Genomic DNA, 24,636 nt, shown 5'->3' with positions numbered 1-24,636 from the left:
TCATTCCGTCGAATTCCTTTGACAATTCAAACGACCTGATATAGAATCGCGCTCATGCAGGGAGGATACGGATGTCCTCCCGCGAAACGTTTGCCGGTCAAAGGAGGTATCCATGGCAAAGTTACTTCAAGCGATCACACAATATGGACCGCGCGTGGAACTCAAGCCCACCGCCCAGCTGGAGAAGGTGGCGGAGTGGATGTCCATGCGCACCGGGCTGAACAAGTCCGAGATCATGATGGTCCTGCAGGAGCAGAGCGAAGCCATCCTGTACTTCAACAAGGACGGCACGCCCGTGAAACTGCCCGGCGTCGGCACGTTCACGCCCAGCGTGGACGGGGCAGGCGCGTTCAACATCGGCTTCCGCGCCGATTCCGCCTTGAAGAGCGGGATTAACACCCCCAACGCCTACCAGGGCGCAATCCGCAACCGCGAGCGCATCGGCTGGACCCAACAGCAGTATAAGGAGTTGTGGGACAGCGAGCACCCCGACGACCCCTTGGAAGTCAGCGATTGACCGTAAAACCGAGCCGCTTGGAATCGAATCCGGGCGGCTCGGATGCTTAATCGGAGCGGCTCGAATCCAGATCCGAGCGGCTCGGATTCCAAAGACCTGACAGGTTGCCCAAAACCTGTCAGGCTTTACCAGTCGTTTTTAGGGCGCAATGTTCCTGCATCCTCCTTTGCAACCCCCCTATGCTATACTTTTCTTCCAGGAAAGCCTTCATCGCTGTTTTTCCGATTTAATACAGGAAGCGACCCATGGCACAAGGAAACAAATCCAAATCCAGGACGGAGCGGGGGAAAGCCAAACCCGCCAAGATCGGCGCGGATAAGACGAAACGAAAAGGCGCAAAACAAATCGAACCGCCCATCCGGAAGGAAACCGACCTGCTCGAGCGGGTCAGCGACGGGTTCATCGCCTGCGACGCGGAGATGAACTACGTCTACGTCAACCGGCGGGGCGCGGAATTACTTGGGCGGAAACCCGAAGACATGATTGGCAGGAATTTCTTCACGGAATTTCCGGAAGCGAAAGGCTCGCCCTTCGCAAATGCTTATGCAGAGGCATTGAAGACACAGAAGCCCATCGTCTTCGAGGACTATTACGCCCCCTGGGGACGCTGGTTCGAGAACCGCATCTATCCGTCGAAAGAAGGGCTTTCGATCTTCTTCACGGAAGTGACCGAACGAAAGCGCGCCGAGCATGTGCTAAGGGAGAGTGAGGAAAAGTTCAGAGATGTCTTCGAGGCCGCCAATGTCGGCAAATCCATCACACTTCCCACTGGGGAAATCTCGGTCAACAGAGCGTTTGCCGACCTGCTGGGATACAGCCGTGACGAGCTGGCAGGCAAAACCTGGCAAGAGTTGACGCCTCCCGATGACGTCGAGTCGACAAGTAAGATCATCGCTACGCTCTTGAACGGCGAGAAGGATTCAGTGCGATTCAACAAGAGATACATCCACAAGGACGGTTCGATCATCTGGGCGGATGTCAGCACGGTAATGCGCCGCGGCGAGGACGGCAAGCCGCTGTATTTCATCTCGACCATCGTTGATGTCACCGCGCGCAAACAGGCGGAGAACGACCTCATCGAAAGAGAGGCCCAGTTAAAGTTCTCACAGCGCATAGCGCATGTGGGCCATTGGACATGGGACATCAGGGAAAACCGCGTCATGTGGTCCGACGAAATGAAACGCATCTTTGGGCTCGACCCAGACATGGTCGAAGGAGACCTCAATGAGGTCATTGCCCGATCCATCCACCCCGATGACCAGGAAAAAGTGAACGCGGCCAATATCTCTGTCATCGCAGATGGCAAACCGACGCCTTTGGAATATCGCGTCATTCGTTCTGATGGGTCTGTCCGAATGGTTTGGGCGGAGGCGGGGGAAGCGATCACCGATAACGATGGAAAGGTGGTCAAGCTAAGCGGAATCGTGCAAGATATCACCGACCGCAAGCGGGTAGAGGAAGAATTGCGCGAAAGCGAAGCCAAGTTACGCAGACTGATCGAACAGTCAGCAGATGGAATCATGTTGACGGATGAACAAGGTCGGCTCGTAGAATGGAATCGAGGTCAGGAAGAGATGACCGGACTGGGACGCTCTACCATCCAGGGCAAGCCTCTGTGGGAGGTTCAATACGAAAACATGCCGGAAGAGCGGAGGACTCAACAGTCGGTTGAGCAACTGCGCACTATCCAGCTTAAATTCTTCGAGAATGGACACCTCCCGGAGGAGTTCAGGATACAAGAGCAGGTCATTAATCGTCCGGATGGAACCCAACGCATCGTACAGACCCATGTATTCCCGATTCGTACTGATAAAGGCTTCAAGATTGGTGCTATCACACGCGATATCACCGAGCGCAAGCAGGTGGAGGACAAGGTTCAAAGGCAGCTCGCACACTTGAGCGCGCTCCGGGAAATAGATCAAGCCATCGCTTCGACCGGCGATATGCATGTGAGCCTGAATATTTTGTTATCGCAAACCATGAAACTTCTGAAAGTGGATGCCGCCGCAGTCCTGCTTGTCAATGAATCGATGTTCACGCTGGAATACGAGGCGGGAACCGGTTTTCGGACGAAGGCCTTACGAACCGCCTCCCTGAAACTGGGCGAGAGTTATGCCGGGAAAGCCGCGTTGAAACGGCAACTCATGCAAATTCCCAACCTCGCATATGAGCCGGATAACATCTTCCTCACCGGATTCTTGAAAGGAGAGGATTTCGTCAGTTATTACGGCGCGCCATTGATCGTGAAAGGAAAAGTGGTCGGCGTGTTCGAGATCTTCAACCGTTCCATCGTGGAGCGCGATGCAGAATGGCTGGATTTCTTCGTTACATTGGCGGAACAAGCTGCCCTTGCGATAGACAATGCCAGGGCATTCGAAAACATGCAGCGTTCCAATATGGAGCTCATGATGGCTTACGACGCGACCATTGCCGGATGGTCTCACGCCATGGACCTGCGCGACAAGGAAACCGAGGGTCATACCCAGCGCGTGACCGACCTGACCCTGAGGCTTGCGGAACGCATCGGAATTAGTCAATCGGAGAGGTTGCACATGCGCCGTGGCGCTCTCCTGCACGACATCGGCAAATTGGGGGTGCCCGATTCGATCCTGGTCAAACCGGGCAAACTAACGGATGAGGAATGGGTCATCATGAAACACCATCCAACTTATGCCTTCGAGATGCTGATGCCCATTTCGTATTTACGTCCCGCCATCGATATTCCTTATTCCCATCACGAGAAGTGGGATGGGACGGGATATCCACGCGGATTGAAGGGTGAGGATATTCCTTTATCTGCGCGTATTTTTGCGGTTGTCGATGTTTGGGATGCCGTCACCAACGACCGACCGTACCGTCCGGCGTGGACGCGCGAGAAAACCATCGAATACATCAAGGAACAATCGGGCAGGCACTTCGACCCGAAGGTTGTGGAGGAGTTTTTGAAGATGATTGAACAGGAGTGATCTATGAACCTTATAAGGCAAATTCGATCTGAGCGTTCGCATCGATTCGTGAAAAATCCTCCCGTCTAAGACTGTAAGCGGTCTGTTAGGTCGCCTGGCGCGAAACTGGCGTAGAATAGGTTTGCACGCAAATTTGGGGAACGGCTAATTCAATAACATTATCAAGACATCGATAATGGCAAACCCGCCGAAAGGCGGGGACGCAAAGCTATGGGTCTAAAGGCAGGCAAATGCCTACGATCGCCAAGCCGCCGAACGTCACCGAATCTCCCGGGCAGGTGCATCCTGTCGCATGATTCGAACCGTCTCTCAACGGAGAACTTAAGGCTTGGCATAGTGTCCAAGCCTTTTATTGTTAACCGCACCTTACAAAGAGACACACGATAACGGCAAACCTGCTGAAAGGCAGGGACGCAAAGCCATGGGTCTAAAGGCATGAAACATGCCAATGATTGCCAGGTTACCGAAAGTCAAATGAACGGATTGCGCAAACCACGATTCTCTTCGCGCATCTGGCATTCCGAACAGAAGTACCTGGCGACCCGCCGTCAAACGCTTTTGTTGCTGAAAGAGGAATGCCATGAAAATTCTATCAATTTTGGCTGTTTTACTGGGCCTGCTCCTGGGATCGTTCGATCTAGTTACGACCCGGACGAGTAACTCCACCTTAACGGATGAAGCCGTTTTAGCCGACAGGCAGGGGATCCGTACGGTTTCGGAAACACCCATTTCCAATCCTGTGGAGGAAAATTCTTTCGCCTCGTTCCCTGAAGACGAAGCCGAATTACCCGCCCATGCTTTCGGAAACCCGGCAGGATGTTCCCTTTCTGCGCCCAACCCGACCCCTGAAGAAATGCTAACAAATGTCCAGGTAGACCTTGGCAATGAGATCACCCTGAAAGACCTTCGTGAAAACTATATCTGGAACGGTCCGCTTGGCACAATGTTGAACGTAACAGACGACCCGTTCGTTTACGAATTCAGGATCGAAATGTACCAGTATCCGCTCACTTACCGGGCGGACCGGCTTGTCACCACATTCCTGACAAACGGCTTTGCGGTCTGGCTCAGAAAGAATGGAAACGGTTTGCGCCTGCTTGCGGTCCCCATGGTGCCGGGAGCGCTCGAGTCTTCATGGGCTGAGTATGTAACCGCCTACTGGCAAAAAGACGGCGCCCCTGAGGATGAAACGATCGTTCCCATTCTCAAAAAACTACCCTGTCATTGGATGATCGAACAGGGATATGTCAGCAATGAAACCCTTCAGGAGATGTTCGACTTTGACTGGCGTTTCCCCGATTACCTCTCCGCCGGGCGGCAATATCTCGCCTCCAATTGCCGGGAAGCGAATCGGATCTCTCAGGAAAAGATCGGATTCTGGGATGCCTCTTCCATGTGTGGACCTCTCGCATGGACGATCATGAAGGATGCGAACGGCTTCCCGTACCGCATCGGGGACTGGTACGCAGACGCCTCGATCTTTACCGCCGCGAACCCAAAGTGGAACGGACGCCCCTGGCTTGGCTTTGACCCTGAAACCTACGACGTCTTCCACACCGATACGCCCATGCCCGGCTATGATTTCGCCAGCAATGGAAACCTGTACACGGGAGATATCATTTATTCGTATTCATCACTCTACCAGAGCGGAGATGAACGCTTCGACCACATCTTCCTGGTGGCAGGCGTGGATGAGAACAATGCCCGGATCAGCATAAGCAATATGATCCAGAACCTGCCCACTTACGATTGTTTTATCAGCGAAATCAACCTGTATACTCCCGGCGATCTCGTCAATGGTGTGATCAACAAGGAATGGAATAGTTACGAAAACGGGCGCACGGGCGTGATGGGCTTTGACATCTTCCGGTGGAAATGGCAAACCTATCATCTTGAAGGGCAAGCCCGTGAATATATGGTGCGGGCGGGCGAAACCATCGAAACCGTCGCATTCGACTGGAAAATATCCCCCGAGAGTCTCGCGGCAGCAAATCATTTGATTTTGACCGACCAACTCGCGCCGGGACAGATCATCCTCCTGCCTGCGGCCGATCCATCGTCATTGGATTATTTGGGAGGCTGAATTTCTGGTGAACGGATGAGCCCGGCAAAATAGTCCGATCGAAAAGTGGTTATGCAGTTCTCGCCACTCGTCACAAAAGAGAAAGGAAAAGGCTATCATAAAACTCAACGGCGGCAGATGTGACATCGCCGCCGTTTCCGTTTACCGAACGTCTTCTACCGCGCCAGTACCTTCACCATATGGTAGTACTCCATATTCACGTTCCGTTTGTTGCTGATCACATCCTCCAGCGGGATGAAATCGATGCCTTTGCCTTTAAGCCCGGTCATCACGCCGTGCGTGCCTTCGACCAGCGCCTCCACGGCTTTGACTCCCATGCGCGAAGCGAGCAGCCGGTCATATGCCGACGGCGAGCCGCCGCGCTGGATGTGACCTAAAATGGTCATGCGGGTCTTGAAACCGAGGTCCATGTCGTCGATCATCTGCGCCAGGTCCATGGTGCGGATGCCCGATCCCTCGGCGTTGATAATGATGGCATGCGTCTTACCGCGTTTGTAGGCTTCCTCCACAGTCACCGCGACCTCATCCCGCAAGACCGGCGTTTCGGGAATCAGGACGATCTCCGCGCCGCAGATGATGCCCGCCATCACAGCGAGATAACCGCTGTTGCGTCCCATCGTCTCGATGAGGAACGCGCGCTGATGCGACGAAGCCGTGTCGCGCAGTTTGTCCACCGCATCCATGATGGTGTTCATGGCGGTATCCGTGCCGATGGCGATGTTCGTTCCCCAAATATCGTTGTCGATGCTGGCGGGGATGCCGATCACCTTTATGCCTTGTTTCGTGAGAGCGTTCGCTCCGTTCATCGACCCTTCGCCACCGATGACGATGAGCGCATCCATGCCCGCTTCGTTCATCTTGCGGATCGCGTCGCGTTGACCGGTGGGTTCCTGAAAGCGTTTGCTGCGGCTTGTCAGCAATACCGTCCCGCCGCGCTGAAGAATCCCGCCGACGTCGCGCACACCCAGCGGACGATACTCACCATTGACCAGACCTTCATAGCCGTGCATCACACCGAGCACGTTCATATTGTTCGCTTGCGCTGTCCGCACCACAGCGCGGATCGTCGCGTTCATACCGGGGGCATCGCCTCCGGAAGTGAGCACCCCTATCGTAGATATATCAGACATTCTAAATTTCTTTCTTTATCACATAAGTATCGAAATCGCGCGCCACCGCGGTGTTTTGGAAGATCGTCTGCGCTTCAGCGAGTACGTCTTTCCCGCGATACCGCCGTGAAATATGCGTAAGGATTAGCCTCTTAACCCCTGCGTTTTTGGCGAGTTCCGCGCCCATTTTGGCGGTGAGATGCGAGAACTGCTCCGCCATCTCTTCCTCTTCATCAAGATAGGTCGATTCGATCACCACCATGTCTGCGTCTTTGCAGATTTCGATCAGGTTATCGATGCGTCCCGTATCCCCTACGATGACGAGTTTCGCTCCCTTTTCCAAATCCCCAAGCACATCGTCCGGTGTGACGCGTTTGCCGTCAGGCAATTGGATCGTTTCGCCTGTGACCAATGCCTTCCGTTCGGGACCGAACGGCACACCCAGCGCATCCGCCTTTTCGGCAAGGAAGGGGCGCCTTGCTTTTTCTTCGAAAACATAACCAAGACTGTCTGCGCCGCGGTGAGTGACCGGGAAAGCTGTCACCGTGAAGTCCTCCGCTTCGAAGATGACCCCGGGCTGAATCTCCACCAGACGGAGCGGCATCGGCGTTTTCTTTCCGCGCAGGACGACATCATATAGAAGAGTTCGCACGCGCTCCAATGTGCCGCGGCTGGCATAGATCTCGAATTCTTCGATGGCTTCCCAGCGCATGAAGGTGGAAAGAAGCCCGCCCAAGCCGAGGATGTGATCGAGATGCCCGTGCGTGATGAGCGCGCGCGTCAGCCGTTTGAAGCCCTTGCCCGATTGCAGGATTTGTCTCTGCGTCCCTTCGCCGCAATCCACCAAAAAACGGTATTCGTTATGAGAGACGATATGAGAGGAAAGCCCGCGATTCGCCGACGGCGCGGAGGCCGATGTGCCGAGAAATAATATTTCGAACAAATTGAAGTCCTATCCAACTGCGGAGATTTTGCCTGCCCCGCGACTCAATCGTAAGTTAAGCCTTGCAATTTTACCTTAACTTATGCTATGTCACCCTGAACGATAGAGAAGGGCTTCTAAGATGGCATTCGAGATTTTTCGCTTCGCTCACCTGTGCCTGCGGCAATGGCGCAGGCACAGGTGACAATGAAGAGGATGAACAAAAAAGATAAACAGACCATTTGTGCTATAATGACTCAGACGATACTTTATTACCAATTTCGTATACGCTTTACATCTTACCCAACTCACTGGATCTCCGATCTCCAATCGAAATGCCCCTGCTAAAACCAACCGCGCCGCAGAAGAAAAGCGGAAAACCTTTGGGCAAAACCCTCTCGCAAAAAAAGGGAGGCGCGATTCCGCACACCAGGGGTGGAGTGAAACACAAAGCGCCGCCTCCGCCGCCGCAGCGCGAGCCATCATGGTGGGAAAAACTTTCCCCCGAGCGCAAACTGGATGTCGTCGGCATCATTCTCGCGTTTCTCGGCCTTATCATTCTATTGGGATTGATCTCGGCGAATCGTTCCATCATCATTGGCGGCGCAATCCTTTTTCTTGCGCAGTTATTCGGCTGGGGCGTGTACGTCCTTCCCGTCGGCCTGTTGGTCTTTGGCTTGTGGCTGGTCTTTCGCAAGATCGAGCGCATCCCGCCGCTCACTCTCGAGCGCGCCATCGGGAGCGCCATCCTTTTCCTCTGGCTTCTCACCGTTTTGCATTCCATCATCACCGATGTTGAGAACGCGGAAGCAGTTGCGTTGACGGGACAGGGCGGCGGAGCGTTGGGCGGTCTCTTTCAACGAATGCTTTGGGCTGGATTCGGCGGAGGCGGCTCGGTCATCGCCCTGATCGCGTGGCTGATCATCGGCATCGCTGTCACGCTGGACAAACCCGTCACCGAACTCTTCTTCTGGCTCAGACCGTTGAATCAAAAGATAAGGGAAATCCTTCACCGTCCCGTTGCGCCTCCAACCCCGCTCAACCCTGATTCATCCCCTTCGAACGGACTCACCCCGATCGATTCATCCGCCATGCCCGCCGTGGAAACGGTGCCTGTGCCGGCACAGCCCATCCAAACCCGCAGCGGTCAGCGAGTCATCGAATGGAAACTTCCCGACCTGGCCGATATTCTCGATGAGGGCGGCGAAACGACGGTCAACGATGAATTCATCCAGCAGCGCGCAAGACTCATCGAAGACACGCTTGCCTCCTTCGGCGCGCCAGCGCAGGTGGTGGCGATCAGCCGCGGACCGACGATCACGCAATTTGGGGTCGAGCCGCTTTTTCTTGAGTCCCGAGGCGGGGTGCGGACGAGGGTCAGAGTCAGCAAGATCGCATCCCTCGCAGACGACCTTGCGCTCGCATTGGCTGCGCCGCGCATCCGTATCCAGGCTCCGGTGCCGGGGCATAGTTATGTCGGCATCGAAGTGCCGAACGACGAGATGGCGCGCGTTGCCCTGCGCGATATTTTGGAAGGTGAAGTCTTCAAGAATTTTAAAAAGCCGCTTGCCTTTGCGCTTGGGCGCGATGTGGCGGGACTGCCCTCGATCGCCAGCATCGAGAACATGCCGCATTTGTTGATCGCAGGGACGACCGGCTCCGGCAAGTCGGTTTGTGTCAATTCCATTCTGACCTGCATGCTGTTGTATCACACGCCCGACGACCTGCGCGTGGTGCTTGTCGATCCGAAGCGCGTGGAGTTGACCGGCTACAACGGCGTTCCGCATCTGCTCGGTCCCGTCGTCGTCGAAATGGAGCGGGTCATCGGCGCGCTGCAATGGATCACGCGCGAGATGGACAAGCGCTATCATCTCTTCGCGCAGGCCGGGTCGCGCAACATCGTGGACTACAACGCCAAGATGAAGCTGCAGGGACAGAAAAAACTGCCCTTCCTGATGGTTGTGATCGACGAACTGGCGGATTTGATGATGATCGCGCCGGACGAAACTGAACGAACGATCACGCGCCTTGCGCAACTCGCGCGTGCGACGGGCATCCACATGATCCTTGCCACCCAGCGCCCGTCGGTGGATGTGGTGACCGGTTTGATCAAAGCCAATTTCCCAGCGCGCATCGCCTTCGCTGTTGCTTCGAACACGGACAGCCGCGTCATCCTCGACCAGCCCGGCGCGGAGAGATTGCTCGGGCGCGGCGACATGCTCTATCAAGCGCCCGATGCGCCTGCGCCCGTCCGCTTGCAGGGTGTCTTTGTTTCAGACGGTGAGATTCACAAACTGGTGGATTACTGGCGCGACCAGGCGGGGAATACCAATCCGTATGTCGCTGCGGGAGGCGCACCGCACGAGACCATCCCCGATAATGTGCCGCTCAAACAAGCGCCTTTATGGGAAGAGACAAAAAAAATCAACGGCGATCCGCTTTTCGATGAAGCTGTTGCGATTGTCCGCAAAGAAGGCAAAGGTTCCGTTTCGATGCTTCAACGCCGATTGAGAATCGGTTACACCCGCGCCTCGCGCTTGATGGATACGATGGAAGATAAGAAGATCGTCGGTCCGCCCGAAGGAGCGACTCAGATGCGGCAAGTGTTGGATTATGGAAACGTCCCGCCGCCGCAAAGTGAGGCGGAAAAGTAATTTGTTTGATAAAAAAATCCGCCGAATTGTCCGGCGGATTTTCATTTCTACGGATTCTTCTTGAACTTCACCAGCGCAAGATTCTTGCCGCAATCAGCATAGGTGTTGATCGGAATATTGTCCGAAAGCGGCAGCCCCGCCTGGTCGAGGATTTGAATGGAGAGCTGACCGTTCGAAGAAACGGGCACAGTGCCCAGGACAAACTCAAAGCCGGATTTTCCATAAGAAGGCGCGATGCCGCTCACAGTTAATTCATTTTTGGTCTTGCCGTTGTAGAAGCCTGTCAATCGCACCGCAATGCCGAGCATATCCGCATTGTTCGCGTCGATGATCGTCCCCGCAACACCCTGCCAGTTGCAGGCCGCCTCCGGGTGGATGATCGTGCTGTCGATGTAGGTAATGGTGGCGGTGAACGGCGCTTTGGGCGTGCGGGTCGGTGTGGGGGTAACGGAGGGCGTGATCAACGAGACCAATGTCGGCGTGGCGGGAAGCGTGATCGTCGGAAGCAGGGTGAGGGTCGGCGTTTCAGAGGGACCGGGAAGGGTCGGCGTCCATGTGGAGGGCGGCTGGATCTGGGTGATGGTTGGCGTGGGTGGGTCGTTGCGACCGGGTTTCAATAAATTGAACGCTGCACTTGGGTTTGCGAACACTGCAACGAAGTACGCCCCAATGCACAACGTCAGCAGAAGGGTGAGAATGCTCAGCATGTCCCAGAGGTCGATCCGCGCAGGTTCGCGCTCCGGCGGGGCATCGTCGTAATCGAATTTGCTTTTGCTCATGAATTCACTCCAACATCACTCGAAGAAGATTACGGCGCGATCACGATCTCGCTTTTTTCGCGCTGCACTGAGATCCATTCCTTCAACGCAAGTTCCTGCACGGCAAGCAGGGCATCGGGGGAGAGTTGGTGTTCGCCGCGTTCGATGGCTTTGAAAATATGAAACCCGGCTTCAGTGGCGATGATGCCGCTCACTTCCCCGGCTTGCAAGGCAAAGACGGCTTCGTCCGCAGTCGCATCCAACAGGTAGCCTTTCGGCACCCAGCCGAGTTCACCGTTCGTCACCGGGTCGTATTGGCTTGCCAGTTCGTCGAAATCGGCACCCGCGTTCAACTCCTGCAAAGCCGATTGAGCGTCCGCCTCATTATAGGTCAGAATCTGGCGCAGGTGGATTTGCTCCATGGATGCCGGTACAGCCGCAATGATATTGTCACGCATCCAGGCCGCTTCGATGGAACGCTTCAACGCGATTCGGAAGGATGCATCGTCATACCCTTGCGCGGACTGCCATTGACTCAACGCATCAGCGCCCCCAAGTTGACTTGCCAGCGCATCGATCCTGGACTGGAGGTCTGAGTCGCTGACTTCGAAGTTTTCCTCCCTTGCGGCTTGACTCAACAAGAACTGGGCGATCATGTCTTCCAGGACGATCTTGCTCGCATCGTCTTCGGTGAATGAAATTCCCAGCGCGGTTTGCGCGGCTTTAAATCGCGCGAGCTCCGCTTCGAACTCGGCGATTGTAATGTATTCTCCATTGACAGACGCCGCCGAAGGCGGCGGGGTGGGGGTGGGCGGCGCGGGAGTTTGAGTCGGTTCGGAAGGGGTGGGCGTGCCTCGAACCCCGAAGGAAGCGCAGGCGGTTATCCCCAACGTGAGGAGCATTGTCAGGACGATCCGTTTGAAAACCATCCCCAAAATTATACCGAAAAAGCAAAACAGCCTGCCCCACTTTCGGAGCAGGCTTGAAAGATTTGCCTATCTCTTTTGTAAGAATAGGAGGATTAGAACAGTGATATTGGTTGCCGTGCCGATGGGCAGATACCACAACCCAAAGAAAGCGGCGGTCATTAGCGCGCCTCGCCCCCAGGGCTGATTTGTCAGATATGCGCCGAGTGCGATCGATGCAGCCAGGCCGTATACGACAAAGATGGATTTTATGAATGCGGAACGCGGGTCGAAACCAAGGTAGGAAACCAGCCCCGCCCACGGTCCCAATTGACCGGCATACTCTCCGCTCCCTGGTGTGATGTAATCACCGACCGTCAATGCGCGCATGCCGTCGAAAAGCATGTACCCGGCGGTAAGAATGACAAGGATGGCTACGATCCACTTCATATGATTATCCTGACTTTCGCCATTCTTCTGTAATTACCCTGGGGTTAAAGGAGATCATAAGGTCGCCTCAACTTTACAAGATGCATAACGCCTGGCGGATCTCGCCGAGATGATACGCGCTATGCACCACAATGGACAGTGCTCCGCCGATGCTGTCTTCGCTCCAGGCGGGATTTTCGCTGAAGAGTTTCATCATGCGTTCGTAAGCGCCACGCAGTTTTGATCTGTACTCTTCCCATTCCTGCGGTGTGACCTTTTCCACAGTGCGCCAGATCAAATCCCAATCGCGCGGGCTGTCGTCGCCCTGCAGGGCAAATCGCTCGAAGGATTCGATGAAAAAAGTCACATGCGCAACCTGGGCTGCGAGCGAGGCGCACTTCCCGCCTACGGGAATCGATGCTTCTTCGGCGGAAACAGTATCGAGCGTTTGGAAAAGCGACGTCTTCGGATCGAGATAGATTCCCATCGGCGTCTCGAAGGTCTCGGTCATTACTTGAAGAAGGTTATTTTTAAAAGCCTGTTCAACCGACATGAAAGCCTCTGAAGATGATTCGGTTTATAGTTGTTGCAAGCCGATGATGTTGCCATCCGGCGCGTTGATGAAGGCGAATGCGCCGCTGCCCATCATGGTTTTTGTCACTGCCACACGCCCGCCGAGTTCCTGCGCCTTGACGAGGACGGCGTCGATATTCTCGACGCGGATGGACACGTTCGGCGAACCGCCGGGGCTCATCTGCGTGGATGCGTTGATTCCCACACTCACGCCTCCGCCTTCGGGCAGGTACATCAGATACCCCGGGGCAAAGGCCTGGAATTTCCATCCGAACAATTGCGAGAGGAATCTCTCAAGCACGGCGGGGTCGGACGAGCCCCACTCTACATGACAAACAAACGGCTGCGACATTTGATCTCCTTTGATAAAAGAATTTATCCAGCTTCCTCATACGCGGATTTGATCCAAGCGACCAGTTCCGCATCGACTTCCTCTGCGGCTGCCAGCGCCACGATGTAATTGCACATACTCCCTTTGGGCTGCGCCATAAGCCGCGGATTCTTATTCAGTCCCTTCGAATTGATGCCCACCTCGAAACGCGTATTCGTTTTCGGTCCGATCATGGCAAATTGCCTCTTGCGTCTCAGGCTGACGTATCCCTTTTTCGGCGCGATCTCGAATTCGCCGAACTTGTTGATTTGCTTCATCAACGCCTCATGGATGGGACGCTGGGCGGCTTTGGCTCCGGAATAGATTTCATCCAATACCGCGTCCATCGCCTTGCCTGCCGCGGCGCTTGTGCCATCGGACCTGAGCACATGGTGGACGAGGGTATTTGCATCGCCATGACCCAGCCCGAATTTTTCCTTGAACATGTCGCGCAATTCGCCGTGTTTGGTCAATCCGCTCTTTTTTGCGATCACGGCCAACTCCGCCAGCGATTTGCCGGTCTTTTTCTGGATGTTTTCCAGTTGGGTTTGGGTGGCTTTATCGAGAGTGCTCATTTTATTTCTCCTCTATCGCCAGATACCGAGGATGAAACCGATCAGGGTAAAGTATACGGTGATGAATCCGCCGTTGATGAAGATATATCTCCACGAGCGTTGTTCGAAGAGGGCAATCATGGTTATCGACAATGCCGCCCAGCCGAACCCGGCCAGGAAGCCCGCAGTTGCGCCCCACGCCGGTGTTGTGGCGGAACCTCCCAAAAAGAATGCGAGATTGTAGGACATGACCCACGAGAAAAGGAAGGCCAGCCCGTAGGTCTTGGCGGGATTCTGTTTAGCAAGCTGTTCGTCCGTCAGACCGGCTTCTTTTTGCCATGCCTTGCCGAAAAGTACGGGCGAATACCACAATGCGCCTATCGCGAGGTTGGCAATTGCGCAAACGAATACAGCCAGATGGTTGATAAGTAGGTTTTCCATGGTTTTATCTCCTTTGGATGTGAAATGGCGTGAATATAATCTTATCGGAGACGACACTGCGCGTATTGGAAAATATTTACCTACAGGACCGGCACGTAATTCAGGGTGTCCGCTTTCGAGCGCAGATACTCGGCGGGTGTAAATCCGGAGAAGTTCCGGAAGTCGTTGATAAAATGCGCCTGGTCATAGAATCCGGTTCGGAGGGCGAACCCGGTCCAATCGGGGGGCGAGGCGTGAACTTCCAATTTCTGAATCGCGTGCTGAAAACGGAGAATCCGCAGGTAGCGTTTGGGAGTCATGCCTACCTGCTTCTTGAAAAGATCGATGAAATGTTTTTGCGAATAACCGATCTGGTCTGAAAGGCTCAGCAGGCGGATTTCGTGCGGCTCGCTGACGAGATTCTTTACGGCGAACTCCACACAACGCGAAGGGGATTCGAGATGGATACGATCCCCGGCTTGTTCGAGCAGGAATTTTTCGACCAGATGGAACATGACCTCGACGGATTTTGAGGCGAGCAATTGCTCCCGCAGGGAAAGGATGTTGTTGCCAAAGACAAGGTCGGCGTTCACAACCGTATCCATGATCTCATGCATGGGGAAGGGATAGAAGGGATAAGCCGCGCCTTTGCGGAATGCCACCACCAGCATGCGGCTGTTCCTGCCGGAAGGAATGGTGATGGGTTGTGTGCGCACTCCGCTGACCCATGACCGATGGCAGGATTGAACGACTTTCAAAGTAACATTATCATGGATGTGCTGGGGCTCTCCCGAAAGGCTGAAGATCAATTCCGTGTTGCCGTCCGGCAGGAAACGTTCCAGCGAATGGGCAGGGTCGAGCCCCTCGAAATACACCAGGGATTCGACAAATCTTCCCAAAGGAAATGAAGGCTGATGAAACCGGAGCATGGCAGGAGATAAGATATAATAGTATAGAACATATTTTCTATTTCCGCAATACCGATTTTCCGAGGACTTGTCGTCTGTAGTAATATGGATATTTGAAAAAGGAGGAAAAATGAATCGCCTTGCCCTGCTTGCGGGATTTTCAATCGTGCTGGTGGGATGCGTGAACCGGGTCGCACCGCCTCCCTCCACGCCGACAGTTGTTCCCGCACTCCAAACTGATCCCACTCAGCCGCCCGTCACACCCACACCCATGCCTGTTGAAATTGCTGTGCAGGTGATCGTGGAACTCGCCAATTGCAGGTTTGGTCCCGGAACGGTTTATTTAAGCCTGAACGAGATTCGCCAGGGTCGAACGCTTGTGGCTGTGGGACGGAACGACGATTCAACCTGGTGGCAGGTCGAAGATCCCATCAACCCAGGCGGAGTTTGCTGGGTCTCTTCCGAAGTAACGGAAGAAAGCGGCGATGCTTCTCTCCTGCCTGTTGTTCCCGCTCCCTTCGTAAGCGTGACGAAAGTGGATCTGCGGGTCGAGCCGAACCGAATCGTTGTCGGTTGCGATCAGTTCCCGCAGACAGTCTTCTTCGAGGCGGAGATCACCACGAATGGTCCCACCCTGCTCACATGGCAGTGGGAGGCGAGCACGGGCGTCGTCTCGGATGTGGGCACTTTGATCTATGAACAATCGGGCATGCAGGTCATCAACGAGTTCTACCGCATCAACGCGCCGAACGAATACTGGGTGAAACTGAAGATTCTGTCGCCGAATGAAATAACGGAACAGGTCTCTTTCCCTGTAAGTTGTACGCCATAGAAAAAAGACCTGACAGGTTTCGAAAACCTGTCAGGTCTCATTAATTGGAATCAGAATCAATCCTGAGGGAAGATGACCGTGTCATACCCAAGCGCGCTGAAGAATCTCAACAAGTATGCTTCGGCATTCTGTTCCGCCTGTAGGAGGATCCCATCATCCAGCGCAACGCTCAGGATCTTGTCCTGCCCGCCCTGAATGGTCTGCAAAACCAGAGTCGGGTCCACATCTGCCAGCAGTCCTTCCTGAAGCGTGTACACTTCGACCTTCTCCGTATCCAACGTGACAGCAAGGATTTCAGCCGGTGGAAGGTTCACATACAAAATCCCATTCTCGAGACGCATATCTCCTGGCTGGATCTTCTCCATATCGATTCCAGCGATCACGGAGCCATGCACGACAACAAGGATCTTTGTACCAAAGGCAAAGCCGAGAGTCCCCTGCCGATCCTCGCCCGTCATCACCTGAGAAACGCTGTACTGGATCGTTTCCAACCGGGCGAGCGCGCGAATCTCATTGATATACGTCACGGGGTCCGGGATGATCGTGGGCGTGGGATTCATCAATTGCGCCATCTGAGTCTGCAGGGCATAATTGGCTTGATTCACCTGCTCGATCGGTTGCGATGCCGCCGCGGCGGTCTCGCGCACGGTCTCTACGATAAAATAGACACCGGCGGCAAGCACCACCAAAATCAGGATGGACATGATCGTGTTAAACGTGTTTTTCATTTTCGTCCTTTCGAAACCTGCATTATTATAGCAAGGTCATGATGCTCGAAACAAAAAAAGTCCTGCTTACGATAACACTATTCTTTACGCTTGGATGTTCATTTCCGTTGCAGGTGACGTTGGGGACTCCCACAGCGATTCCTACCAGCACGCTGACTCCCGGTCCCACACAGGCGCCTCAGACTCCGCCCGAGCCTGGCACTGAAAACAATCCCTTGATCCTCGCCCTCGCTCCAAACCCGCGTCCGACCGATCCTGTCATTTCTGCGGGCGACAGGCTTGCCGCTTATCTCGAAGAACGAACCGGGTACCGCATCGTGACAGTGATTCCCGCCTCGGAAGATGAATTGGTCGAGTCGCTTGCAAATGGGAATGCCCACATCGCTTCGCTTTCGCCGTATGCATTCGTGCTTGCGCGCGAGAATAATTCGGTCACGGCATTGCTGGCGCGAGTCCGCAACGGGGGGATGTTCTATGGGGCGCAGATCATCATCAACCGAGACGGCGAATTCACCGCCTACTTCGATGAGACTCGCGGAGAGAATATCACAGACGCCGTCACCGCCCTGAAACAATTCGCCGATAAAAAACCCTGCTGGAGCGACGAGACTTCGCCATCGGGGTATGTGGTGCCGCTCGGGCTGCTGAGTCAGTCCCAGGTCCAGACGAGAGCCGGGGCATTTCTCGCAGGTCAGCCCAATGTGGTGCGCGGAGTCTACGCTGATGACATCTGTGATTTCGGCGCGACCTTTGTCGATGCCCGCGAATCGCCCGTCCTCGAAGCGGATTATCCCGACGTGATGGATAGAATCCTTGTGGCGTGGCGCATCCCGGATATCATTCCGTATGAAAATATTTCCATGTCTGCAGCGCTGCCTTTTGAAATGCGGCGCGGCATCCAACGCGGGCTCATCGATTTCATGACGACACCCGAAGGCAAAGCCGCCATGCAGACGATCTATGGCTTTGATGAAATGTCGCCGGTGGATGATGCCGCATACGCGGAGTTCATTGTCTATGTGACCGCATCGGGGCTGGACCTGCTGGATTTGATAGAATAGCGCGATGTTCGGTAAGTTCTTGAAATTTTTTTGGCGGGCTTTGCTCGCGGCCGCCGTTGGTTTGTTGTTGCCAAGAATTGTCATGGGGCTGTACGCGATCCCAAGAACGTTTACAGCGGACGACGTGCCCAAAACACGAATCGCGATCGTTTTCGGCGCTGGCTTGCTGCGCGACGGCTCGGCTGGACCGGTGCTGAGCGACCGCATGTTGACCGCCGTCAATCTTTATCAATCCGGAAAGATCGAAAAAATTCTGATCAGCGGCGATAACCGCTTTATCGAATACAATGAGCCGGAAGCCGGGCGGCAGTTCGCGCTCGAACACGGGGTGCCCGATGAAGACGTCGTACTCGACTACGCGGGCAGGCGCACGTACGATACCTGTTACCGCGCAAAGGACATCTTCGGCGTGGACGAGGCGATCTTGATCACGCAGGAGTTTCACATGCCGAGGGCGCTGGCGCTTTGCAACTGGTTCGGCATCGAATCGACGGGAGTCGAGGCGGCGAACCGTTATTTCCTCAAACGCGCGCGCCTGTGGTGGAACCTCCGCGAGACATTTGCCGCCTTCCAAGCCGCATGGGACATGCTGGTCGCGAAGCCCCTGCCTGTTTTGGGCGAGCCAGAGCCGATACAATAGTGCCACTGCGAGCGCCGCTGGTCGAGCAGGGCGAAGCCCATATCGAGACCCGGCACGAAGCAGTCTCATTGTTCTATGGTTAGATTGCTTCGGACTATCGTCTTCGCATTGACATTCAAACTGGAGAATCGAAATGACTCGTGAAGAAGCCCTTGCCCTTGTCCGCGAATACGTCAAGAACGAAGGATTGGTGCGGCACATGCTGTCTGTCGAAGCCGCGATGCGTTTCTACGCCGAAAAATTCGGCGAGGATGCGGAAGCCTGGGGCTTGATCGGTCTTCTGCACGATTTTGATTGGGAGATCCACCCATCCCTGGAACATCATCCGCAGGACGGCGCACCCATCCTGCGCGAACGCGGCGTGCCAGAAGATATTGTTCAGGATATCCTGAGTCACGCCGACCATCTCAACCTGCCTCGCGACACGATACGACGCAAAGCCATCTGCGCCTGCGACGAAGTGACCGGACTCATCACCGCTGTTGCGCTTGTGCGCCCGTCGCGCTCGTTGTACGATCTCGAGGCGAGTTCGGTCAAAAAGAAGTGGAGGGATAAAGCCTTCGCCGCCGGGACGGACCGCGGGGAGATGGAACGCGCCGCAAAGGAATTCGGCGTGGACTTGTGGGAACACGTCGGCAATGTAATTCAAGCCATGCGAAGGATCGCGCCGGAGTTGGACCTGGTTGGGAATTTGGGATGAAACGAATCCTGCTCGTTGCATGTGCACTCCTGCTTTCCGCCTGCGTCACAGAAGAACTGCCCCCGCCATACAACCCTCCCACGCCCGTCATCGATCATGCGCCTACGATCTTCGATATCGACATCCCATCTCCCGCCTCGCCGGAGAGATTTAACGACCCGCGCCCGAACATCATTCTCATCGTCACCGACGACCAGCCCTATCACACCGTCGATTACATGCCTTTCGTCAAAACCGAATTGATGGAGAACGGCGTCGTCTTCGAGAACGGTTTTGCCACCACGCCATTGTGCTGCCCGAGCCGCGCGAGCATTTTATCCGGCCAGTATGCGCACAACCATCAGGTGTTGACGAACAACCTGCCCATGGGCGGCGCGCCAAAGTTCGATGCGGAAACCAGCTTCTCGATCCAATTGAAGGAGTGCGGTTACCAAACGGCTTATCTCGGCAAATACATGAACGGTTACGATGACCTGGCGCCTCTCGGTGTCGTACAGCCAGGCTGGGATGTGTGGAATGTTTTTCTCGGCAGGAACATCGTGGAAAGGGAAGAGGCGGGCAACCTTCAGTATTATTACAACTTCAGCCTTTCACAGAATGGCGAGATCGTCGAATACAAACGCAACGATTTCAACTTCAGCGCCGACGTTATTACGAATCTGGCATTGGCTTTCATTCGCGATTCGAAAGACACGCCGTTCTTCATGACGGTCAATTACTACAACCCGCATTCCCCCTACATCCGCGCGCCCCGCCACAAGGATTCCTTCCGCGCCAGCACCGGCTGGGACTGGGTGCAATACCGCCCGCCCAGTTTCAACGAGGAGAACATCCGCGACAAGCCGGATTACATCGGGGACCTCTCGCCTCTTTCCGAGTCCGAGTTGGATACCATCCATTTGCAGATTCTGCGCTCGCTCCTCTCCGTGGATGACGGCGTCGCTTCCATTGCCGCCGCTTTGAAGAAAGCCGGGCTGGATGAGAACACCATCATCATCTTTACCTCAGACAACGGCCTGACCATCGGCGATCACCGCTTCGGCGCGACGAAGAACTGTCCCTACGAAGCCTGCGTCAAAGTCCCGTTCATCGTGTATGGACCGGGCTACTTCGAACCGCGAATCGATCCCAGTCTTGTCGCCAACATCGACCTCTATGCCACAATTGCAGAATGGGCAGGGTTCCACGTTCCCGCTACTGTGGACGGCTTGAGCATGAGTCCTTTGCTTGAAGACCCAAATGCGCCGTGGAGGGACGCCCTTTTACTCGAACACTGGCCCACCGAAGAGGGAGTTGGCTCGATGATTCCCGAGTTCCATTCCATTCGCACGCCTGAATGGAAATATACCGAATACTCCACGGGGGAAACGGAATTGTACGATCTGGTCAACGACCCGCATGAGATGCTGAACGTGGCGGGGAAGTCAGCCTACCGCGAGATACAAACGGAATTGGCGGAACGATTGCAATCCTTGAAGAAGGAATGATCTACAGCCATCCTTCGTCATTGCTCAGAGCAGCGGTTTGTAATCACAATTCCAAAAGTGGTTTTCACGACGCGGAGAACAGCCGAACGGGAAGGATTATGGATTGGTCAGCCAGATAAATGCCTCGTCCATGTCGCTGAAGATGCGATAGGGAAGCCCGCGATTTTGAGCGGTGTTCTCGAAAAACTGCATCTCCTTCTTGAACTCCTGGTCGTCCAGCGTTAAGACCGCCGCCACCTTCCATACGGTCTGTTTGGCGCTTTGATGTTCATCCCATAATTCCTTGACCCGTTCGTATATCTGAATGATGGACGCGCGGATTTCCACCTTCCGCATATCCACCAGGACAAGCCGTAAATGGGTCGCATCCACCGTCTCGGCGATCTCGCGGCTCATGGCGCGACCGAATTCCAGGTCCCATTTGCCTGTTGCCCTTACTTTTATGATCTTGTCCTTATCGTCGGGCTGGATGACATATTCCATGGCTGTAAAATTGGCTTTTTACTGGCGACCCAGCAGCGATAAAGCCGCAGGGATTGCCGGATCGGTTTCAAAGATGAACTCATCCCAATCGGCGGTCACTGCGAGGTCCGGGATGATGCCTGTCTTTTCCCAATCCGTATCCGAGAACGCGGAGTCGAAGGTCTCTGCCGCGATCCATAGGCGGGACCCGTCGTCGAAATCATAGCCGTGGAGAATCTCCACGTTCCCCAAACTGGTCTGACCGACGATCTGCGCGCGCCCTGAATCCCTCAATACGCCGGAGAAGATCTCGCCGAAACTGACGGTTTCCTCGCTGACCAGAATTACGAGTGGAACGTCCTGAGAATTTTCGATGGGATTCGCCGTGATCGTCAGCGGTCGTTTTCCGTCGCGGCTCACGAATTCACCCATCGTGCCGGAGGCGAAAAAAGCAAGGATGGGCTCGACGACTTCACTGCTCCCGCCGCCGTTCAAACGATTGTCGATGATCAACCCGTCGAGCGGACCGAAACTCCGCAGCGCTTCCTCCACCTGACCGGGAATGGTCTGGTCGAAAAACGTCGGGAGGAACATGTATCCGACGCGCGACCCGTCCGAGGTCGGGATGAGGCGCGAGTCGATCAGCAGCGGGCTTTGAATCCGCTGTCGGACGATCATCACATCGCGCGGTTCCCCGCCCGGCGAGCGCACCGTCAATACGATGCTGGAACATTCCGGTCCGCGCGCGAGAAACAGAAAACTTTCTCCATTCGCAACGATAGGCAGGCCGTCCACGGCGAGGATGGTGTCGTGTGGTTTTAATCCGCTCAACTCGGCGGGCGAACCGGGAAAGACAAAGATGACCGCCGCCTGATCCTTTTCCAACTGCGGCAGGATGTAAATGCCCACGCCGACGTAATCGTTGTTCCCGGAAAGGTCCGCCTCGGACTGCGCCACGTCGGCTGGCGACTCGAAACCGGAATGTTCGTCGCCCAGTTCCACGATCATGGCTTGCATCGCGTCATAAAACTGTTCGGTGGAAAGACCCGCCTCGATCCGGGCGCGATAATTCGCGGCGATGGCGTTCCAATCCTTCCCGTTGAAATCGGGATAGACATAGACATCGCCGATGATCGGGACCATTTCATCGAAAATTTCGAGCTGGGTGTCCTTCGAGATTTCGGGATTGATTTGCAGTTCAGGCGTGGGCTGAGCCAGCGCCGTGGCGGGAGGAACCGTTGCCAGCGGAATATTTTGGCAGTTCGGCGGGATGTAGGCAGGCGCAAGCGGTGTCGTTGTGGAGGTGGGAACGGGCGTCGCGATTGGGGGCGTGATAATGTCGGCGATAAAATTGCACGCCAGCATGGATGAGATCAGGAGGATGTAAGCAATACGTTTGGAGTTCATGGGAATACCTGTAAATTGATTTTTGAATTTTCAGCCGGTTCAAATCAGTATACAGCAATTTTTGGGGATAAAATAAGGATAGCAGGAGGATTCCCCATGCCTGACGCCTCGAAAACCTATATCGTCAACGACCAACCCACTGACAAGGATGCGCTCGATTTCACGCCCTACGTCGAAACGCTGGCGAATCATCAAATCATAATGAACAAAGGTTATTTGAGTAGCTGCAATAAAGTCTTATATCGTCGCTAAAGAGGTATAGTTCATTAAACTCACCAGGTCGAACCTTCCCCACCCTCTAATTCTTACAGTTTGAATACTGCCCGCTCTAATTGCCGTGACAAGATCATCAATGTTTGCCTTATTTTGGATGCCAAGAATTCTTTTTAATTTATCAAAATATTCTTTTTGTTGAGCTCTTGCAAATACTTCGAAAGGCCTACTTCTGTATTCAGCATAAACAAGTGTCATAGGCCACCACTCGCTAAAATCCTTATCGTTTTCTTTTTGATTTAATCTTCCTAATAAATCGCAAACATAAATAATAAAGTCAGCTTGCATAATGTCAGCGAAGTTTATTCCCAAAACCCCATACGCACGGTCCTTGATAACATCAGCATGCAGCGACAATCTATTTAACTTCAACCTGTTGTTTCGATACTCAAGCGATTTTATGTAGGGACTAAAAATTGTCATTCGCCTCATTCGGTTATCATCACGACTGAGATCGTCGAAGAAATACCTCTGGTTAAGCATATATCTAGCCCCGTTCACATAGTCCTTTTTTATAAAAGCAGCAATGCAATATAAAAACAATTCATGGACAATTATTCTAAAATTATCGAAATCCCAATCGTTCCACTTTGTTACATGCTCGCGTTTAGTCAAGTACGGAATAAGTTTTTCAAAAAAACTGTGCGTTTGATTAATAGCACCTTCCATAGAGTTATATTGAGCTATTGTCAGAAAAACTTCTACTACTTGATCTCTATATGGCAAAAAGCTTTTTATGTTCTCTAAAACAAGTTCATCATACTCCCCTTCGACCTTGTCAATCCGGAAATTTTCCAGGTTGGCGGCAAATAAATCATAAAACTCGTCAAGGGCGCCCCTTGCATGTTCTTCACCATTCTTAATGGCATTAATTAATCTTCTAAATGCTGTTGTGGTATTTAATGACGGTGATTTCGTTTCATCTAAGAACGATGGTGTCTTTCCTACATCAGGCTTTTGGTAAAGCGGCTTATCAAAAACCCATCGTAGTAGCTGGTCAAAATTTTTTGTATACAAGTTACGATCACTCAAATCAATGTAAATTCTAGAACGGTAATAAGTAGGTAAATAAGCCTTATCATTATCGTCTTTTTCGGCAACAACCGCAACAAATTTGTTTTGATCTGTACGTTCGTAAATTTTACGAGAGATTATTTGGGCTTCTGTACCAACACCGCCTTCTCTTTTATCTGCTTTTGTCGCATACGTCTTGTCACATATCATTGCCACCTTCTTTACACCTTCATCGGTAACCATTTTTTCCATAAACGCATCTGAATCTTGCCCCTCTTTCAAATCCCACTTGTCAAGAATGACATCAACACCATTTTCCCGCAACTCGGTTGCCAGATTTAGAACCCATTGTTCATGTTCTGGGGATGACCAGCTATAAGAAATAAAAAGTTTGGGGTTTTCCATTCTTGCCTCCTACATCAAAAAGAACCTATGACAACATACTTCGTCATCCCAGAGTCCGCCTCATTTCCTTTTCTTCTTCATCGAATTCGCTGACTTCTTTGCCGCTTTCGCCCTCGATTTCATAAGCATCTTTTCAACGCCGCATTTCTGAAAGAATTTCCACCGCGCTTTTCTTGTTCTTAGATCCCTTGCCCATTTTTCTACCAATTTCAATCAGTCGTTCCCAAGCCACTTCACTCCGATAAGCCAGAACAGCCTCCACCGCTTCCCTGCTCAACTGGGGATATGCGGAGAGAATTTCGTCAACGGTCATGCCGTCTTCTCTACTTTGAATGATCGTCGAAACAGGGATGCGCGTACCAGCCATGCACGGCTCTCCATGATGGATTTCAGGGTCAACCATGATAAATTTATGCCAGTCTATTCTCATAAGAAACTCCTTGAGCCAACTCGATTATA

25 protein-coding genes and 2 riboswitches are annotated in these 24,636 nt (G+C 53.6%); of the genes, 10 read left to right on the top strand and 15 right to left on the bottom strand.

Annotated features, from left to right (window positions below):
* Nucleotides 1-112: 112 nt before the first annotated feature.
* The 3 genes from HS100_03785 (at nt 113) to HS100_03775 (ending at nt 5,566) form a co-directional block, all read left to right on the top strand.
* Nucleotides 113-517 carry a hypothetical protein gene (locus tag HS100_03785; GenBank protein MBE7433010.1) on the top strand — a complete coding sequence of 135 codons (405 nt, stop codon included), beginning with the start codon at nt 113-115 and terminating at the stop codon, nt 515-517.
* A 245-nt stretch (nt 518-762) separates the two neighbouring features.
* A complete protein-coding gene (locus tag HS100_03780; GenBank protein MBE7433009.1) occupies nt 763-3,483 on the top strand; it encodes a PAS domain S-box protein in 2,721 nt (906 codons plus the stop codon).
* A gap of 167 nt (nt 3,484-3,650) precedes the next feature.
* A riboswitch (cyclic di-GMP riboswitch) is annotated at nt 3,651-3,739 on the top strand.
* 122 nt (nt 3,740-3,861) lie between these two features.
* A riboswitch (cyclic di-GMP riboswitch) is annotated at nt 3,862-3,951 on the top strand.
* 112 nt (nt 3,952-4,063) lie between these two features.
* Nucleotides 4,064-5,566, top strand: a complete 1,503-nt coding sequence (locus HS100_03775) for a LysM peptidoglycan-binding domain-containing protein (protein ID MBE7433008.1) — start codon at nt 4,064-4,066, stop codon at nt 5,564-5,566.
* Between the two features lie 155 nt (nt 5,567-5,721).
* Here HS100_03775 and pfkA read toward each other — a convergent pair whose 3' ends face one another.
* Nucleotides 5,722-6,696, bottom strand: a complete 975-nt coding sequence (gene pfkA, locus HS100_03770) for a 6-phosphofructokinase (GenBank protein ID MBE7433007.1) — start codon at nt 6,694-6,696, stop codon at nt 5,722-5,724.
* A gap of 1 nt (nt 6,697) precedes the next feature.
* A complete protein-coding gene (locus tag HS100_03765; GenBank protein ID MBE7433006.1) occupies nt 6,698-7,618 on the bottom strand; it encodes a ribonuclease Z in 921 nt (306 codons plus the stop codon).
* Nucleotides 7,619-7,932: 314 nt separating this feature from the next.
* On the opposite strand from HS100_03765, the gene HS100_03760 reads away from it, so the two are divergent.
* On the top strand, nt 7,933-10,251 hold the full coding sequence (locus HS100_03760) for a DNA translocase FtsK 4TM domain-containing protein (GenBank protein MBE7433005.1): 2,319 nt from the start codon (nt 7,933-7,935) through the stop codon (nt 10,249-10,251).
* A 47-nt stretch (nt 10,252-10,298) separates the two neighbouring features.
* Here HS100_03760 and HS100_03755 read toward each other — a convergent pair whose 3' ends face one another.
* The 8 genes from HS100_03755 to HS100_03720 form a co-directional block, all read right to left on the bottom strand.
* Nucleotides 10,299-11,030 carry a hypothetical protein gene (locus HS100_03755; protein MBE7433004.1) on the bottom strand — a complete coding sequence of 244 codons (732 nt, stop codon included), beginning with the start codon at nt 11,028-11,030 and terminating at the stop codon, nt 10,299-10,301.
* A gap of 29 nt (nt 11,031-11,059) precedes the next feature.
* Entirely contained in the window at nt 11,060-11,938 is an 879-nt protein-coding gene (locus HS100_03750) for a SurA N-terminal domain-containing protein (protein MBE7433003.1), read from the bottom strand.
* A gap of 66 nt (nt 11,939-12,004) precedes the next feature.
* Nucleotides 12,005-12,364 carry a hypothetical protein gene (locus HS100_03745; protein MBE7433002.1) on the bottom strand — a complete coding sequence of 120 codons (360 nt, stop codon included), beginning with the start codon at nt 12,362-12,364 and terminating at the stop codon, nt 12,005-12,007.
* Nucleotides 12,365-12,437: 73 nt separating this feature from the next.
* Nucleotides 12,438-12,896: a DinB family protein gene (locus tag HS100_03740; GenBank protein MBE7433001.1), complete on the bottom strand. Its 459-nt coding sequence runs from the start codon at nt 12,894-12,896 to the stop codon at nt 12,438-12,440.
* A 24-nt stretch (nt 12,897-12,920) separates the two neighbouring features.
* Nucleotides 12,921-13,268 (bottom strand): hypothetical protein, encoded by a 348-nt coding sequence (locus tag HS100_03735; GenBank protein ID MBE7433000.1) that lies wholly within the window; start codon nt 13,266-13,268, stop codon nt 12,921-12,923.
* 23 nt (nt 13,269-13,291) lie between these two features.
* Nucleotides 13,292-13,861 carry a DUF4287 domain-containing protein gene (locus HS100_03730; protein ID MBE7432999.1) on the bottom strand — a complete coding sequence of 190 codons (570 nt, stop codon included), beginning with the start codon at nt 13,859-13,861 and terminating at the stop codon, nt 13,292-13,294.
* Between the two features lie 12 nt (nt 13,862-13,873).
* The gene (locus HS100_03725; protein ID MBE7432998.1) at nt 13,874-14,281 is read right to left on the bottom strand and encodes a DUF1761 domain-containing protein; all 408 of its coding nucleotides are present in this window, start codon (nt 14,279-14,281) and stop codon (nt 13,874-13,876) included.
* Between the two features lie 80 nt (nt 14,282-14,361).
* The gene (locus HS100_03720) at nt 14,362-15,189 is read right to left on the bottom strand and encodes an AraC family transcriptional regulator (GenBank protein MBE7432997.1); all 828 of its coding nucleotides are present in this window, start codon (nt 15,187-15,189) and stop codon (nt 14,362-14,364) included.
* Between the two features lie 109 nt (nt 15,190-15,298).
* Between HS100_03720 and HS100_03715 the strand changes: the two genes are divergently transcribed.
* Nucleotides 15,299-16,000 (top strand): hypothetical protein, encoded by a 702-nt coding sequence (locus tag HS100_03715; GenBank protein MBE7432996.1) that lies wholly within the window; start codon nt 15,299-15,301, stop codon nt 15,998-16,000.
* Nucleotides 16,001-16,056: 56 nt separating this feature from the next.
* Here the strand turns inward: HS100_03715 and HS100_03710 are convergent, their stop codons facing one another.
* Nucleotides 16,057-16,728, bottom strand: coding sequence for a DUF4230 domain-containing protein (locus HS100_03710; GenBank protein ID MBE7432995.1), 672 nt, complete (start codon nt 16,726-16,728; stop codon nt 16,057-16,059).
* 41 nt (nt 16,729-16,769) lie between these two features.
* Between HS100_03710 and HS100_03705 the strand changes: the two genes are divergently transcribed.
* The 4 genes from HS100_03705 to HS100_03690 all read left to right on the top strand — a co-directional run bounded on the left by HS100_03705 (nt 16,770) and on the right by HS100_03690 (nt 20,616).
* Complete coding sequence (locus HS100_03705) at nt 16,770-17,789, top strand: phosphate/phosphite/phosphonate ABC transporter substrate-binding protein (GenBank protein MBE7432994.1); 1,020 nt, start codon at nt 16,770-16,772, stop codon at nt 17,787-17,789.
* A 4-nt stretch (nt 17,790-17,793) separates the two neighbouring features.
* On the top strand, nt 17,794-18,429 hold the full coding sequence (locus HS100_03700; protein MBE7432993.1) for a YdcF family protein: 636 nt from the start codon (nt 17,794-17,796) through the stop codon (nt 18,427-18,429).
* Nucleotides 18,430-18,562: 133 nt separating this feature from the next.
* Nucleotides 18,563-19,129, top strand: a complete 567-nt coding sequence (locus HS100_03695) for an HDIG domain-containing protein (protein MBE7432992.1) — start codon at nt 18,563-18,565, stop codon at nt 19,127-19,129.
* Nucleotides 19,126-20,616, top strand: a complete 1,491-nt coding sequence (locus HS100_03690) for a sulfatase (protein ID MBE7432991.1) — start codon at nt 19,126-19,128, stop codon at nt 20,614-20,616. Before HS100_03695 ends, HS100_03690 begins: the two co-directional genes overlap by 4 nt.
* A gap of 96 nt (nt 20,617-20,712) precedes the next feature.
* Here the strand turns inward: HS100_03690 and HS100_03685 are convergent, their stop codons facing one another.
* Nucleotides 20,713-21,099 carry a hypothetical protein gene (locus tag HS100_03685; protein ID MBE7432990.1) on the bottom strand — a complete coding sequence of 129 codons (387 nt, stop codon included), beginning with the start codon at nt 21,097-21,099 and terminating at the stop codon, nt 20,713-20,715.
* An 18-nt stretch (nt 21,100-21,117) separates the two neighbouring features.
* A complete protein-coding gene (locus HS100_03680; GenBank protein ID MBE7432989.1) occupies nt 21,118-22,485 on the bottom strand; it encodes a hypothetical protein in 1,368 nt (455 codons plus the stop codon).
* Nucleotides 22,486-22,581: 96 nt separating this feature from the next.
* Here HS100_03680 and HS100_03675 point away from each other — a divergent pair, with 96 nt between their 5' ends.
* A complete protein-coding gene (locus HS100_03675; GenBank protein ID MBE7432988.1) occupies nt 22,582-22,737 on the top strand; it encodes a hypothetical protein in 156 nt (51 codons plus the stop codon).
* Here HS100_03675 and HS100_03670 read toward each other — a convergent pair.
* Both HS100_03670 and HS100_03665 read right to left on the bottom strand, forming a co-directional pair.
* Entirely contained in the window at nt 22,723-24,177 is a 1,455-nt protein-coding gene (locus HS100_03670; GenBank protein MBE7432987.1) for a TIR domain-containing protein, read from the bottom strand. The genes HS100_03675 and HS100_03670 overlap by 15 nt on opposite strands.
* Nucleotides 24,178-24,310: 133 nt before the next feature.
* Nucleotides 24,311-24,607, bottom strand: coding sequence for a DUF433 domain-containing protein (locus HS100_03665; protein ID MBE7432986.1), 297 nt, complete (start codon nt 24,605-24,607; stop codon nt 24,311-24,313).
* Between the last annotated feature and the right edge of the window lie 29 nt (nt 24,608-24,636).

This window comes from Anaerolineales bacterium (genome assembly GCA_015075725.1).
GTDB lineage: Bacteria > Chloroflexota > Anaerolineae > Anaerolineales > Villigracilaceae > Villigracilis.
Note: the sequence above shows the minus strand (reverse complement) of the source record. Positions and strands in the feature narration are given on the sequence as shown.